This window comes from SAR324 cluster bacterium, from assembly GCA_015232315.1.
Taxonomy (GTDB): domain Bacteria; phylum SAR324; class SAR324; order SAR324; family NAC60-12; genus JADFZZ01.
On the sequence record JADFZZ010000014.1, the window covers coordinates 25,213 to 39,640 of the forward strand.

Genomic DNA, 14,428 nt, shown 5'->3' on the forward strand with positions numbered 1-14,428 from the left:
ATCAACATTGTAGCAATGATTGACTATGACGCAGGATCTTCCTCCGGAAAAAAAAATTAAAGCCTCACAGCAGGTTGCGGAAATGCTGAGAAACTATATTTTGCAAGGAGTGGTTCCTCCAGGAGAAAAGTTACCACCGGAACGAACTCTGGCCACAAGGTTCAAAGTCACAAGAACAACACTCCGTGAAGCGCTCAAAACCCTGGAACAGCTCAAGTTGATTGTCATTCACCAGGGACAGGGAATCACTGTCAGAGATTTCCGCAATGCCAGCATGGATTTGTTGACTCATCTGATGCGGGAAGGCGATGAGATCAACTTTAAAATTGTGGAAAATATTATGGAAACCCGCGTTTTGCTGGGTGGAGAAGTCGCAAGACTGGCAGCGTTGCGTGCGGCACCAGAAGATTTGGCACACCTGGAAAAAATTCTTCAGCAACTTGAACAAAGCAACACTCCTGAAAATTACATGTTGCTGGATTTTGAGTTTTTTTATCTGCTGGGATTGTGCAGTAAAAACATGGTCTATATCCTGCTGATGAACACCATCAAATCCTTGTATGAAAAACAGGTTGCCCTGTTCAGACCTCTTGCCGGAGCCATGAAAACAAAATCGCAACAGGCGATTCTGGAGGCCGTGAAGAAACATGAACCGGCAAACGCGGAACGTCTGGCCCGTGAGTATCTCACTCAGGGAATCACTTTGTGGCACCAGACTGACAATAAACGATAAAGGAGACTGATTATGTCACAAGCATTGACTACAGGCTCCAGGCGTTTCACTGATTTGATCACCTGGATATTCTCGTTGAAATTTCCTGAAATACTGGTCCCTGAAGCACCATTGAAAGAATGGTGGCACCATCACCTGCCGTTGATTTCAGACTGGGATCTTCCCATAGATCAAGCCCTTGTTGGAGGTGTTGTCGCCCCCTCAATGGGATATGCCTTTGCCGCAGGTTATCAGGCGGCCATCCGCTGTCTGATACCGTCAACACCGGTCAACAAGCTGGCGGCCTTTTGTGTGACCGAGCAGGGTGGCGGTCATCCGGGCGCGATTCAAACACAATTGAATCTAGCGCCAGAATCAGCAGACGGCACACTTTCAGGAGAGAAAAGCTTTGTGACCATGGGACTCCATGCTGATCTGCTACTGATTGCCGCAAGCACAGGAATCCATGAAAATGGTCAAAATATAATCAAAATGGTGCAATTGCCTGCCACCACTCATGGGCTTGTGTTCCACAACCTGCCACTGTTGCCATTTGTACCGGAAGTTCCTCACTCCCGCATTGAATTGAAACATTGCCCTGTCATGCCCCACCAGATTTTATCCGGTGATGGATATCAGGATTACATCAAACCCTTTCGGACAGTGGAAGATATTCATTTGCTTTCGGCAATCATCGGATACCTGTTGCAGATTGCCCTGCGTTTTGACTGGCCGGAAGAACTGGTGGAACGATTGCTGAGTTTGTTTGCCGCCTTCAGAATGCTGGTTTTGTCAGACCTGAATCATGCGGCATCACACCTTGTGCTGGCCGGTGTGTTGGGGCAATTTCATGAAGTCCTGGAAAACCTGGAACCGTTATGGTCCAGAACCGATGATGTCATTGCCAGCATGTGGGAACGTGATAAAAAATTATTAGCTGTTGCTGAAAAAGCACGGAAGAAACGTTTGAGCAATGCCCGGGAAAAACTGGGGATGCGGAGTTGAATGGATATTCAGCTTAGGAATCGCACAGAAATAAATTACCCATTTGCCTCCAACCATCCAAAACACAGCTATGGAGAGGAATATTTATAGTTGGGAATGTTGTTGATGAGCGATTCCTTAAGGAAGTGCCATTAGGTCAAAGGTCAGATCTGAAAAACGACTATGAAGAAGGTTTACTGGCGTTTTACCAGCAGGATTTTCAAACAGCCCTTGATTTGTTTTCCCAAATTTCCCGGAACTATGAAGATGCCGCGGCAACCTTCATGGTCTTTCAGGCACAGCGATGTCTGGAGAGTCCACCCTCTGAGCAGTGGAAGGGTGAAATCATTTTGCTGGAAAAATAAGAACCCCCTTGTCGTTTACACTGCCCGACACGCTGACAGGCCTGCCTTATTCAATCCGGGAGGCGATAAAGGTTCCCTGAAATCTGGGATCTTTCATCATGAGAAGCTTTTGAACCTCGACAGATTCCTGCCTTGATTCATAGGGTCCCGTATAAACCTTGAAATGCTGAATCCGTTGTTCTGCCGGAGCCGCTTCAAAAAACAACTGTCCGGTATAAATCTGATTCAAGTGGGCCTTGACCCGGTTTGCGGTGTCCAGATCAGGAAACAATCCCATCGAAACCTTGTATTGATTGCCTGCCTGCTGACGATAAGCCTGTCCTGTGAGCTGATTTTCCCGATTGATACGATCCACCCAGACAGAGGCATCTTCTTCCCTTAATGTTTTTGTGGAAATCACTTCCGTCATGGGTGTGATGTCAGACACTGTTTCCGTCTTTGCGGGATAACCATATTTTTTCAGGAGAAAACGGTAATCATCAACACATTCCTTATACACACAATTTGCGACCTGAAGATAAAACCGGTTTTTTTTCACCTCAGGCGGTGGCGGCGGAGGTGGTGGCGGTTCATATCGTACCACTGGTGGTGGCAATGGCTGGTAAACGGGTTCCGGTTTGGGCATGGCGACAGGTACCGGTTCCGGTTCCGGGAATGGTGCGGGCGGTTTGTTCACAAACCATAAGATTGCCACAGTGAGCAAGCCAAGAACAATCCCAATCACACTGGCGATAATCGCAGGTACCAGAATAGGTTTCTTTTCTTCGGGTTCCTCCAGAGAATCTTCCATGATCGGAGTTTCTTCTGCCATCTCCTGTTCAGGTTCTTCAGCGGCAGGAGTTTCATCCTGCACTTCCAGATCATCAATGGTGGAAAGATCTTCAAAAAATGAGTCCAGCTCATTATCGCCATCTCCTCCGCCACCGAGATCGGTTTCCATGAAATCATCAATTCCATCGGAAAACCCGGAATCTCCGCCAAAATCGCCTAAATCATCAAGCTCGTCTGCCATAACACTGTCCTTGTCCGGAAAAAATCAATTCCGGTTTTTTTGATAGATGTTCAACAATCCTGTCAATAACAAATCGTCAATCCAGTGAGGAATTTCAGGAATATGTGTTTTCAAAATTGCCGCGATTCCACCGGTGGCAACCAGTACAGGTGATTCATCCAGCGTGGTTATAATTTGCTGAATCAGCGAACGAATCATTCCGATATATCCAAAAAAAATTCCGGATTTCAGGCAATCCTCCGTGTTTTTTCCAATCACATGGACTGGAGGCTCCAGCGGTACCTGAAACAGTTGGGAGGTATTTTTTGTGAGCACATTAGAAAGTATGCCCATCCCTGGGCATATGATCCCTCCCTGGAAAATGCCATCCTGTGAAACAAGATCAATGGTGGTGGCTGTCCCCATATCCAGCACAATCACACATTCATGAAACATTTCATACGCCGCGACCGCAGTTGCGATCCGGTCTTGCCCCACTTTTTCCGGAAAATCCACATCCAGACGTATCCCGAGATTCAAGTCAGGAGACACCTGAATTGCCTTTTTTCCTATCAAGTTTTGGGCCATTTTATGAAAAGCCACCGATAATTCAGGGACGACGCTTGAAAAAATCACATCCTCAATCGTTGATAATGAAATTTTTGAGCTTAACAGAAATTCCGCAATCTGTTGCTGGTAATCTATGGCAGTGCCAGATCGTCTGGATGGAAATTTTCCCCTGTGGATAATGGAACTGTCCTGAAAAACAGCCGTGGAAACTTTGGTGTTGCCAATATCAAAAGCGAGTAGCATGGTCGGTCATCCGATATATTGAACATCGCCGGAAATATGCGGAATGAGCGTTCCTTCAGGTGTGCGGATCAGCAAATAGCCTTCCGGAGACAATTGCTCAATCACACCCTCACTCCAGCCGTTCTGGGTCTGATAACGTGCCGGTTGGTTCAACGCGCTGGCCCGGACTAGCCATTCTTCCAGTAAAAATGAAGATCCCTGTTGATCAAACTGATCAAGAACAGCATTCAGATGCGTCAGGATCTGCTGAAAAACGGATTCCATCTCAATTTTCCGGGTGGATTCCTGAGCCATGGTGGTGACAATGGATTGCAGATCTTCCGGATAATCCTCCGGTTGTCCCAGACAATTCACACCAATTCCCATGACCAGGACAATCTGATTTTTCAATGAGGTCGATTCCAGCAGAATCCCGCATATTTTTCTGGTGCCAATGAGAATGTCATTCGGCCATTTCAATCTGGGGGTTTTTTCCAGCAAAGGTTCCAGCGCCCGGGCCACACCAATTCCTGCCAGCAGAGAATAAATTCCAATCGATTCCATACTCACCGAAGGATGAATGGCAATGGAAAATGTCAGATTTTTGTCAGCCAAAGAAACAAATCGCCGCCCGAGTCGCCCCTTGCCTGCGGTTTGTCGAGCTGTGATCACCACAAGACCCGGATGGCTCAAATGCTCCGGATGATTGAGCAGGTAGGTGTTGGTAGAATCTATTTCATCCAACCGGATGATCTGTTGACCAATATGATAAGGCATATGTCTTTCTGGTTTCTGAAGGTTCAATTTTTATCCCTTAAGTTCCGTTGTTTCCCTTTGATATTCATACCAGTCCAACACTTCTTTCGCATAGCGTTTAAAGTCCTGAAGATGTTGCGTCAGAATGGCATGAACAATATTCCAGTCTACTGATTCATAAGCATGGACGAGAATGTTGCGAAACCCTACACTTTTTTTCATACGCTCCACGATGTAAGGACTGATCACCTTTGCCTGCTCCAAATGCATAAAACTTTCTGACATGTTCATGGGCGCCGGTAAAGATAGTTCAGCGTTAATGTGAGAAGCTATATCTACACAAATTTGAATCGCTCGCTGAAGATTCAACGTCACGATGTCTTGCAAATCCCAATCAGACTGAAGTGTTGCCTGACTGATTGGCATTTTGCTTTGGATCCGATCCAGACAATGGTTCAAGGATTCCATTTTTACCAGTAGAATCATTTCATCCATAAGCCAATCTTTCCGCATGTTTTTTTAGAATCATTCTCGTGTAAGGCATCATGTCCGCCTGGTTGTACCACATTTTTCTGAAAAGCGAGGCCAATAGCGGCGATGAGATTTTTTTAATCATGTTGCCACACAAGGCTTGTTGCAGAAGCGGGCCATCAACCTGATGCAAATCAATCAGGTCCACTTCACAAGGCAGACTGGTCGCAAAATCAAGGTATATCTCCTGTTTTTGTTCAAAGGTGAGAGCATGTTCAGCGGCTATAGCAATATCAATATCACTTTCTGGAGTCATCCGGTTTTTTATCGCTGACCCAAACACTGTCGCAACCAGAATTTCAGGGTGTCTGTCAAGAATTGCTTCAATCTTATGGAAAAGAGAAGCGGTAGAAATCATAACCATCTCCTGAATTTTGTTTGAACGCCATCAAAACACTGTCGCAGTTTAATATGTCTAAACAAATGGGCACTTTAGTAACATCTTGAATTAACGCAAAATAAAATCCGCGATTCGGGTGCTCCCGGGTTTGGCTTTTCCGTTCTTGTCCCGTCCCTGAATTTCCACAATCGCAAGGACTTCCGCCTGGATCCCCAGCACTTCCGCAATGAGACGGATTTCATACCAGTTGCTGTACTCAATGAAAAAATCCTTCGATTTACTGTAATATTCCAGTTCCAGTAACTTCAAGGCGTCATAGATATCCTTGGAAGAATTAAATTTTCGCTGTCCCTGTTCATCTTTCGCGGTCAGGGTTTCCGCAATGCTTTTGGCTACATCAGGATTGGAATATTCCAGACGAACCTTGTCGAGTTCGGTTTCTGAATCGGTGGTACATGGAGTTTCATCATTGAACTGAACCAGAAACTGCTGAATTTCCTCACTGGTCGCCAGATTGACATTGATTCGTCGTTCCGCCGCACCAAGATCGCCTTTGATACCCACAGGATATACGGTAAAATTCTTTTTCCACGACTGGTACCAAAAATCCCTGTCAGGAAATGCCTCAGCCACGCCCTTGATGACCCGGACCTCGCCCAATCTGTCCAGGTGCCGGTTTTTAACAAAAATTTCCGGTTCGATTCCGATGTAATCCACATTTTCAGCACCAAAGTCCGGACTGTAGGGTTCTGTGGAGTTTTTATCCATCCAGTCAAATATTCCGGCATAAATTGACAAAATCTGAATGCTTTCCAACGGTTTGGTAACCACCTCCTGCCCTTCGACAGGATGCATGGTGTCAGGAATCTGAATCACGCTCACAGCATTGTAAAACTGATTGCAAAGCAACCAGTCCTCCTTGCTTTTGGCCCGTCGGGTGAGACTGTCGGACTGGATACGGTTCAGATCAAACAGATGATCAATGGGACGCACGATGGGAGCATAGATGGTGACATCTTCAAAATCAGGCAGAATGCCTTCCGGCAAGGCGATGGGAGGTGGCGGATTCAGCACAGAAACTTCGCCGGTTCCACCCAACTGGTAAATCTGACGGAGGCCTATAAAAAATTTGGGTTCCTCCTCACTTTCCAGTCCGACAAGAATGGCTTTGAACATGGATTTGGCGGCACCTCTGGCTTTGAACGCGGATTCAAAACTCTGCATGGCCTGCACTTCCAGCGTCGTTTCAAAGGTGAATTCGGTGAGATAGATGGAAATTAGCATCAAAATCACCAGTGTCAGCAGTAGCGCGATTCCTTTTCTGGATGAAAGCTTTATAAAACGCATACGCTGACACCGCGGCAATCAATAAGAATCGGAATCAATCAGACACACTCTGGTTCCACTGAGCCAGTCATGCAATCCACGGCGACGTGATGAAAACAGAATTGACAGAAACATCCATCCACCGGTCATCAGCATCAGCCAGACAGCGATTTCTCTCAAAACCTGATGAATGATCCGGACAGGTTTTTCAGTATATTGCCGCAGGAAGATCCCCATGACAGCCTTGCCCGGTGTTTTGCCATGGATTGTGTGGAAAATGATGAAATATCCCAGGGACAATGTGAGTTCCAGTAGCATGGCATAGCGCATGGCCGCCGTCATCGGGGTGCCACTCGTCAAATGCAGACTCTTGAAAAAGAGACCATGCGTGAAAAAATTGACCCCCCATCCGCAAATCGCGATAATCGTATAATCCAGCAGACGTGCCAGGATTCTGGCCATCACAGGCGCATTCACATCAGAACCCTGCGGGTTGACGGACACTGTTTTCAGAGGCATGTGGCAAACCGGACAATAGGGATTGGATTTCCGGGAAACTTTGGTGGTTTGAAAGCAGTGCGGACATGAAACAACGTGCATTTATTTCCTTTGAATTCTTGCGCCCAGAGACTTGAGGCGAATGTCAATGTTTTCATACCCACGATCTATCTGGTGAATATTCTGAATGACGCTGACGCCTTGCGCGCCAAGCGCGGCGATCAGCAGAGACATACCGGCCCGGATATCCGGTGAAGACACGGGAATCCCGGTCAGTTGGCACGGTCCTGAAATGACAGCCCGATGAGGATCACACAAGATGATATGCGCTCCCATGGCAATGAGTTTATCCACCCAGAAAAGCCGGCTTTCAAACATTTTTTCAAAAATCAGCACCGTTCCGGTGCATTGCGTTGCCACAACGGTCATGATGCTGGTGAGATCCGCAGGAAAGCCCGGCCATGGAGCGTCATCAATTTTGGGAACACCCTGAGAAGGAATGGTTTGCACTCTCATTTCCTGCTGTTTGGGCACAAGCAAATCATTGCCCTGTACTTCTGTTGTCACACCAAGCCGTTCAAACATCATTCTGATAATGCGCAAATGACGACTGCCCGCCTGCTTGATCAGCAGTTCACTGCGTGTCACCGCGGCCAAACCGATGAAAGATCCCACTTCAATATGATCCGGTTGCAGGGTGTAATCACAACCATGCAGATGAGCCACTCCGTCAATGGTGAGCATGTTGCTTCCAATACCTGTGATACGGGCTCCCATCGCAATCAGCATATGGCACAATCCCTGGACATGCGGTTCACATGCGGCATTGTAAATGGTGGTGCCGCCCCAGGCCATCACTGCCGCCATGATCACATTTTCGGTAGCCATCACACTGGCTTCATCCAGATAAACCTCAGCTCCCCGGAGTCCTGTTGTTTCCATGTGATATGTCCCTTGTTCCAGCACAATGGACGCGCCCAGATGTTTCAACGCCTGGAGGTGAGTGCTTACAGGACGTATGCCAATTTTATCGCCACCCGGAGCCGGCAGGTGGATCGACCCATAGCGGTTGAGCATGGGTCCCGCCAGCAGGAATGAACCTCGAATCCGTGACGCCAGCTCTGAAGAAGGCTGATCGGAAGTGAGGTCTTTGGCCTGGAGTTGATAAACATGATCATCCAGTTTGACGACCTTCACGCCGATATCCTCAAGCATCGCCAGCATGTCCAGAATATCGGCGATTAGAGGAATGTTCCTCAAAATGACAGGTTCTTCGGTGAGCAAAGCAGCGGCAAGTACCGGAAGCGCTTCATTTTTGTTGCCTGCCGGGGTGATTTCTCCGGAAAGAGGAATACCTCCTTCCACAATAAATTGTTCCACAAAAAACCTTTCGTCAGGAGGATGAAGGGGCGGGATGTGAATTTCCAGACATCCCGTAACATTCATAGCGCAGGTGCTCAAGCACCGGCATATTTTGTCGGATCCTCCGGAGATATTCCAGATCAATGGCCCCATCAATCAGACAGGGATATTCAGGAGCACACGCCAGCACAGTTCCCCACGGATCAATCAAAACGGTATTGCCGTAAGAAACCCTGTTTCCGTAGTGATGGCCCCATTGCGCCGGAGCCGCGATATAGACCTGATTTTCAATGGCGCGGGCACGCAGCAAAGGAAACCAGTGGTCTTTGCCGGTTTGCAGAAAAAACGCTGAGGGCAGAAAAATAATATCAGCGCCTTGAAGCCTCAGATGCTGAAACAAGCCTGGAAAACGCAGATCATAGCAGATCGCCAGACCAATGTTGCCAATCTCATGGGGAACCACAACCGCCTGACAACCAGGTTTGATGTTTCTGGATTCAATATTTTTCAAATTGGGTGAATCAATATCACACAAGTGTATTTTCCGGTAAACCGCCTTCACATTCCCGGTGGCGTCAATCAGAAATGAGGAATTATAGGATCTTGCTGTTGCATCATCCGGTGAAGGTTCATTGACACTGCCCATTAAAATAGAAATGTGATGCCTGGAGGCTTCTTCCTGAAACAGGGGCAGAGTGAATGTTTCAAGACATTGCGCGATCCGGTTTTTTTCTTCCTGATTTTCTCCGACATACAAAAACATTTCGGGAAACGCCACCAGTGATAGTTTTTCTTCGCTGGCCTGCTGGATCATTTTCCGGGCAAAGGCCAGATTTGTGTCAAAATCCTCGACAGAATTCATCTGCACGAGTCCAATACGATGAGTCATGTTCAGGTTCCTTTGATATGGGCGTCCAGATGGTGGCGCAAACGGTTGAGATTGGCGGGCAACCCGGTGAGTGTGAGATAAATCGCGTCATCTTTGTAGTCAATTTTATCCACCCGGCTCCATTCATAAATTTCTTTCAGATTGCCGGTATCCTGATAATCCAGACACACCGAAATCGTTTCCATTCGTTTTTCAAAAAATTTGAGAATTTTTTGCCGTAATTCATCCAGTTGCTGATGTTCGGCGGAAACAAGAATGGCCTCCGGATATTTTTTTTGCAGCATTGCCTGTTCCAGGGGCGAAATCAAATCGGTCTTGTTGAAGACCGTCAGGATCGGCACAGATTTACAGTCGATCTCTGCCAGCACACTCAAGGTAGTCTGAATGTGATCTTCATATTCACCGCTGGCATCCACCACATTCAACAGCAGATCTGCATCATTGACCATTTCGAGGGTTGAGCGGAAGGACGCGACCAGTTCATGGGGCAGGTTCCGAATGAAACCCACGGTATCAGACAACAGAATCTGGGGACGGGACTTGTCTTCCAGCACACGGGTGGTGGATTCCAAAGTCGCGAACAGTTTATCTTCAACAAGCAGATGAGAATCGGTCAAACCATTCATGATGGTGGATTTACCAGCATTCGTATAGCCCACCAGACTCACATTGAGGCAATTGGAGGCACGCCGTTTTTTCTGTGTTTTGCGTTCTTCTTCCACATGTTTCAATTCTTCACGCAACCTGGCGATACGCTGTCGAAGCATCTGCCTGTCTTTTTCAATTTGTGTTTCACCCGTCCCGCGTGAGGCATTGATCCCGCCACGTTCACGATCAAGATGCTGCCACATGCCAACCAACCGGGGCAACAGATATTCAGCGTGCGCCAATCCAATCTGAAGTTTGGCTTCACGGGTTTGAGCGTGTTTTTCAAAAATTGTCAGAATGATGAATGTTCTGTCAATCACGGAACATTTGAAATATTTTTCCAGATTTCGATTCTGATTGGGCGAAAGTTGGGCATTCACAATGATCAGTTCCAGTGCTTCCTGTTCAATCAAGAGCTTGATTTCTTCCAGTTTGCCCTTACCGAAATATGTCGCTGAATCAATATGGCTCCGTGATTGGGTGACTCGACCCTTCACGTTGAACCCCATCGTTCGGGCCAGCGATTCCAGTTCATCGAGAGAGATGGTTACGTCTTCATGGGTTTGTGTTGGCAGATGCAGGGAAAGCAACAATGCGTTCCCTGTGGCGAAGTCCTGTTCAATTTCCTGCAAGGGGTCCTCAGATTTTCAAAAGGTGGAAATAGGAATGGTCTGTTTTTCCACTATCAAAATCCCCTGCTGGAATCAAGTTTCCAATTGGATTTTCAATTCTTCAGCCAAATGAATGGGCAGGCCGCACATCTGATCCCGGCACAACCAGGCACTGCTCTGTTGTGTTTCAGTCACCCGTTCCTCAAAAACCGGCAACACCAATTTGAGGTCCGGAGCAAACGTGGGATCAAGATACGCGGGAATGATCGCCGGATAAAACCCCTGCCGGATATGGGACAGCATGGCCTGAATTTCCGGATCATGACGGTTCCCCAGAATAACCACCTGAGTTGGCGGAAACAAATGCCAGTCCAGTGCCCACTGCATGGCGGCAAAACTGGCACCGCCCTGATGAAGATGCTGTTGAAAACCTTCCAGAATACGCAGGGAATCCTCACGGTACGTCCCTTCAAACCCCAGATAATGCAGTTTGAGAAATACCAGCGCGGCCATGCTGTTGCCCGAAGGCTCCACCCCGTCATAACCTTCCATGCTCCGGCATATCACGGTTTCCGCGTCATGCCCGGTGTCGTAATAAGGACCCTCTTCATTGCGAAACAACGTGTTGACCTGATCCATCAATGCTTTTGCCCGAAACACCCACTGCGACTCATAGGTGGTTTCATACAGATCCAGACAGGCCATGGCCAGATGGGTGTGATCGCAAAGATAGGCGTGAAACCGGCCTTCACCCTCCCGATGGCGACGCAAAAGACGCCCCTCCGTGTCAAACATATTGGAAAATATGAACTCCGCGGCTTGTCGGGCAATTTGGGCATAATTTTCGTTTTCAAAAATCCGTGAGGCCCGGGCAAACGCTGAAATCATCAATCCGTTCCAGGAAACCAGAATCTTGTCATCCAGCAAAGGACGTGGACGCCTGGACCGGGATTCCAGCAGAACAGCACGAGCTTTGCGCATGTTTTCACGCAACGTATCCCTCGAAATACTGAATTTTTGAAGCATTGCTTCTTCAGCAACCGGACGGTGCGGAATATTCAACTGATGTTCAAAATTTCCATGTGAGCTAATACCCCACCACGCTTCGGCCTGCGGTGACAGTTCCGGTCCAAGAAGATTGCGAAATTCCTGTTGGGACCAGACATAAAACTTTCCTTCCACACCTTCACTGTCCGCGTCTTCCGCGGAATAAAACGCACCGTCTGGTGAACGCAGGTCACGCTCAATGTAGGTCAGCACATCTTCGGCCCTTTCACGGTAACTGTCATGGCGGGTGACCTGCCAGGTTTCGAGCAGACTCCAGACAAACAGGGCGTTGTCATACAGCATTTTCTCAAAATGAGGAACCATCCACTGATAATCGGTGCTGTAACGACTCAATCCTCCGCCAAGCTGATCATAAATACCTCCGGCCAGCATTTTATGGAGAGTTGTTTCAACCATTTCCAGAGCGCCAGGATGATGGGTCCGATGATGATAGCGCAGTAGCGTCATGAGTCCCATGCTCGGGGGAAATTTGTTATTGGCCTGAAATTGAAATCCGCCGTCTTCACGGTCAAAAGCCTGCACAAAAGTTTTGAATGTTTTTTCCGGAATTTCTTCAGCGTCCTGCAACGGCGTACTTTTCAGTTGAGCGTTCTGCTGTAAAAATGCGGTGATGGACTGAGCCGACTGATAGATCTGATCCCTGTCGTTGCTCCAGATCTGATGGATATATTCCAGAACAGACAGAAAACTTTTTCGACCATACGAATCCTTTGGTGGAAAATATGTTCCCCCGGTGAAGGGTATTCCCTCAGAGGTGGCAAACATATTCAGCGGCCATCCTCCCTGTTGCTGAAAGGCATGGAGCGCGTCCATATAGATTTTGTCAACATCCGGACGCTCTTCCCGATCCACCTTGATCGCGACAAAGTGAGCATTCATAAATTGAGCAACCTGCGGATTTTCAAACGATTCGCGTTCCATCACATGGCACCAATGGCAAGTGGCATACCCAATACTGATCAATAGCGGTTTTTGTTCAAGACGAGCTTTGTCGAAAGCATCCGGTCCCCACGGGAACCAATCGACAGGATTATGGGAATGCTGAAGCAAATACGGACTTTTCTCATGAATGAGACGATTGGAATAAGAAGTCATGTCAGAACCTTTTCAAAAATAATCGAGGATCAAAGCCTACGGTTTTTACGAATAAACCAGCATTTCATCATTATTTCTGAAAAACAACCCTGAAATTTTTGCGAAGAATGTTTCTTCGATGCGTATTATATTTTTCAATCCGGAGACTGACACACTGAAACTTTTCTAAATTTCCTGTTTCATTTTTAAATAAAAGCCGATACAAAAATCACAGTCAGATGACTCAATAAGCAGGAACATTCTATCAGGGGGATCTATGAATGAACAAGAACTGCAAACTAGACTGGAAAAACTGGAATATAAAACGACACAAATGGAACAAGATGGGAAAAACAGAAAATGGTTTCACTGGCCATCAACCATCATTGGTATTGTAGTGGGTAGCATGCTGTTGTCAGTCTGGGGATATGCGGATACGCCGACTAGCATCAGCCGCACAGATTTCTCTTCGGGAACCGTGATCAGTTCTTCAACGATGAACGCACAATTCAACGGTGTGTACAATGCGGTGAATCAACTGCTTTCCCTGCTTCAGGTCAAGTCCGGCAAGGTGGGCATTAACAACCCGACTCCGGCTCACACACTGGATGTCACGGGGACTGCTCGCTTCACAGGCGCAGTCAATGCCGCTTATTTCCCGGCCTCCCGAAATGAGAATGTAACTCTTCGCACTGATGCCACCAATCCAACCTATCAGGTAACGTTAAGCGCGGATTATCTCACCCTCTTCAATACGGACAATGTGGCCTATATAGCCCCTAATGTTTCCGCCACTGTGGACATCACAGCCACGGGTGCTAATGGCTTGGATACCGGATCAGAAGCTCCCAATATCTGGTATTACATCTGGGCGATTTATAACGGAACCACCACCTCCGGTCTATTATCAGCCAGTTCAACAACACCTACGCTGCCCAGCGGATACACCTATAAAAAACTGATGGGTGCTGTAAGAAATGATGGCTCCAGCAATTTTGTCCCCTTCAGGCAGGCAGGAAATCATGTGAGTATTCAGGGCGGACTCAATTTTATCGCAAACGTTTCAAATACATCCATAACTGGTTTTTCCCTTGCTGAACGTGTACCCTCCATCGCGGATGCTGTAAAATTCACTTACACTATTGTTACGGATGGTTCAGCCCAGTCACATATTTATATTTATATTCTGGCCACAGATTCGGCTACTGATTATCTGGGTTCAATAGGACCATCTATTGCGGGAACTTCATCAGCCTCTTTACGTGTTAGTGGGACAGCTACCATGGCCCTGGATAAAACCAATGGGAGTCATCCTTACGCCTATTACAAAACAGATGCTACGACCACTAAATGTTATATTGGAGTGTCCGGATATTCTTTGACATTGTTTTAAACGAATACTGTCGAAAAAATTATCACGTCGGGGCAGACCTGTGTGTCTGCCCGGAATCAGGGCGAACACACAGGTTCGTCCCTACAAT

The 14,428-nt window shown here is 47.3% G+C and carries 15 protein-coding genes; 4 read left to right on the plus strand and 11 right to left on the minus strand.

Annotation, left to right across the window (positions count from 1 at the left end; translation table 11 throughout):
* Positions 1-25: 25 nt before the first annotated feature.
* The 3 genes from HQM11_11105 to HQM11_11115 all read left to right on the plus strand — a co-directional run bounded on the left by HQM11_11105 (position 26) and on the right by HQM11_11115 (position 2,061).
* Positions 26-733 (plus strand): FadR family transcriptional regulator, encoded by a 708-nt coding sequence (locus HQM11_11105; protein MBF0351571.1) that lies wholly within the window; start codon positions 26-28, stop codon positions 731-733.
* Positions 734-745: 12 nt separating this feature from the next.
* Complete coding sequence (locus tag HQM11_11110; protein ID MBF0351572.1) at positions 746-1,717, plus strand: acyl-CoA dehydrogenase; 972 nt, start codon at positions 746-748, stop codon at positions 1,715-1,717.
* Positions 1,718-1,842: 125 nt separating this feature from the next.
* Complete coding sequence (locus HQM11_11115) at positions 1,843-2,061, plus strand: hypothetical protein (protein MBF0351573.1); 219 nt, start codon at positions 1,843-1,845, stop codon at positions 2,059-2,061.
* Between the two features lie 46 nt (positions 2,062-2,107).
* Here the strand turns inward: HQM11_11115 and HQM11_11120 are convergent, their stop codons facing one another.
* The 11 genes from HQM11_11120 to HQM11_11170 all read right to left on the minus strand — a co-directional run bounded on the left by HQM11_11120 (position 2,108) and on the right by HQM11_11170 (position 12,968).
* Positions 2,108-3,073 carry an SPOR domain-containing protein gene (locus tag HQM11_11120; protein MBF0351574.1) on the minus strand — a complete coding sequence of 322 codons (966 nt, stop codon included), beginning with the start codon at positions 3,071-3,073 and terminating at the stop codon, positions 2,108-2,110.
* A 24-nt stretch (positions 3,074-3,097) separates the two neighbouring features.
* Positions 3,098-3,865: a type III pantothenate kinase gene (locus tag HQM11_11125; protein MBF0351575.1), complete on the minus strand. Its 768-nt coding sequence runs from the start codon at positions 3,863-3,865 to the stop codon at positions 3,098-3,100.
* 6 nt (positions 3,866-3,871) lie between these two features.
* Positions 3,872-4,621, minus strand: a complete 750-nt coding sequence (locus HQM11_11130) for a biotin--[acetyl-CoA-carboxylase] ligase (GenBank protein MBF0351576.1) — start codon at positions 4,619-4,621, stop codon at positions 3,872-3,874.
* Positions 4,622-4,651: 30 nt separating this feature from the next.
* Complete coding sequence (locus HQM11_11135; GenBank protein ID MBF0351577.1) at positions 4,652-5,095, minus strand: DUF86 domain-containing protein; 444 nt, start codon at positions 5,093-5,095, stop codon at positions 4,652-4,654.
* On the minus strand, positions 5,088-5,489 hold the full coding sequence (locus HQM11_11140) for a nucleotidyltransferase domain-containing protein (protein MBF0351578.1): 402 nt from the start codon (positions 5,487-5,489) through the stop codon (positions 5,088-5,090). Before HQM11_11140 ends, HQM11_11135 begins: the two co-directional genes overlap by 8 nt.
* Positions 5,490-5,579: 90 nt before the next feature.
* Complete coding sequence (locus HQM11_11145) at positions 5,580-6,818, minus strand: hypothetical protein (protein ID MBF0351579.1); 1,239 nt, start codon at positions 6,816-6,818, stop codon at positions 5,580-5,582.
* Between the two features lie 18 nt (positions 6,819-6,836).
* Complete coding sequence (locus HQM11_11150; GenBank protein ID MBF0351580.1) at positions 6,837-7,397, minus strand: RDD family protein; 561 nt, start codon at positions 7,395-7,397, stop codon at positions 6,837-6,839.
* On the minus strand, positions 7,398-8,675 hold the full coding sequence (murA, locus tag HQM11_11155) for a UDP-N-acetylglucosamine 1-carboxyvinyltransferase (protein ID MBF0351581.1): 1,278 nt from the start codon (positions 8,673-8,675) through the stop codon (positions 7,398-7,400).
* Positions 8,676-8,688: 13 nt separating this feature from the next.
* Positions 8,689-9,546, minus strand: a complete 858-nt coding sequence (locus HQM11_11160; protein ID MBF0351582.1) for a carbon-nitrogen hydrolase family protein — start codon at positions 9,544-9,546, stop codon at positions 8,689-8,691.
* Positions 9,547-9,548: 2 nt separating this feature from the next.
* Complete coding sequence (gene hflX / locus HQM11_11165) at positions 9,549-10,826, minus strand: GTPase HflX (GenBank protein MBF0351583.1); 1,278 nt, start codon at positions 10,824-10,826, stop codon at positions 9,549-9,551.
* A 72-nt stretch (positions 10,827-10,898) separates the two neighbouring features.
* Complete coding sequence (locus HQM11_11170) at positions 10,899-12,968, minus strand: thioredoxin domain-containing protein (GenBank protein ID MBF0351584.1); 2,070 nt, start codon at positions 12,966-12,968, stop codon at positions 10,899-10,901.
* Between the two features lie 256 nt (positions 12,969-13,224).
* On the opposite strand from HQM11_11170, the gene HQM11_11175 reads away from it, so the two are divergent.
* The gene (locus HQM11_11175; GenBank protein ID MBF0351585.1) at positions 13,225-14,340 is read left to right on the plus strand and encodes a hypothetical protein; all 1,116 of its coding nucleotides are present in this window, start codon (positions 13,225-13,227) and stop codon (positions 14,338-14,340) included.
* Positions 14,341-14,428 lie beyond the last annotated feature (88 nt).

Excerpts from the sequence above, each read along its gene's own strand:
- HQM11_11105 (MBF0351571.1), top strand. The coding sequence starts at position 26 with ATGACGCAGGATCTTCCTCCGGAAAAAAAAATTAAAGCCTCACAGCAG.
- HQM11_11110 (MBF0351572.1), top strand. The coding sequence starts at position 746 with ATGTCACAAGCATTGACTACAGGCTCCAGGCGTTTCACTGATTTGATC.
- HQM11_11120 (MBF0351574.1), bottom strand. The coding sequence starts at position 3,073 with ATGGCAGACGAGCTTGATGATTTAGGCGATTTTGGCGGAGATTCCGGG.
- HQM11_11125 (MBF0351575.1), bottom strand. The coding sequence starts at position 3,865 with ATGCTACTCGCTTTTGATATTGGCAACACCAAAGTTTCCACGGCTGTT.
- HQM11_11130 (MBF0351576.1), bottom strand. The coding sequence starts at position 4,621 with ATGCCTTATCATATTGGTCAACAGATCATCCGGTTGGATGAAATAGAT.
- HQM11_11135 (MBF0351577.1), bottom strand. The coding sequence starts at position 5,095 with ATGGATGAAATGATTCTACTGGTAAAAATGGAATCCTTGAACCATTGT.
- HQM11_11140 (MBF0351578.1), bottom strand. The coding sequence starts at position 5,489 with ATGATTTCTACCGCTTCTCTTTTCCATAAGATTGAAGCAATTCTTGAC.
- HQM11_11145 (MBF0351579.1), bottom strand. The coding sequence starts at position 6,818 with ATGCGTTTTATAAAGCTTTCATCCAGAAAAGGAATCGCGCTACTGCTG.
- HQM11_11150 (MBF0351580.1), bottom strand. The coding sequence starts at position 7,397 with ATGCACGTTGTTTCATGTCCGCACTGCTTTCAAACCACCAAAGTTTCC.
- HQM11_11160 (MBF0351582.1), bottom strand. The coding sequence starts at position 9,546 with ATGACTCATCGTATTGGACTCGTGCAGATGAATTCTGTCGAGGATTTT.
- HQM11_11170 (MBF0351584.1), bottom strand. The coding sequence starts at position 12,968 with ATGACTTCTTATTCCAATCGTCTCATTCATGAGAAAAGTCCGTATTTG.
- HQM11_11175 (MBF0351585.1), top strand. The coding sequence starts at position 13,225 with ATGAATGAACAAGAACTGCAAACTAGACTGGAAAAACTGGAATATAAA.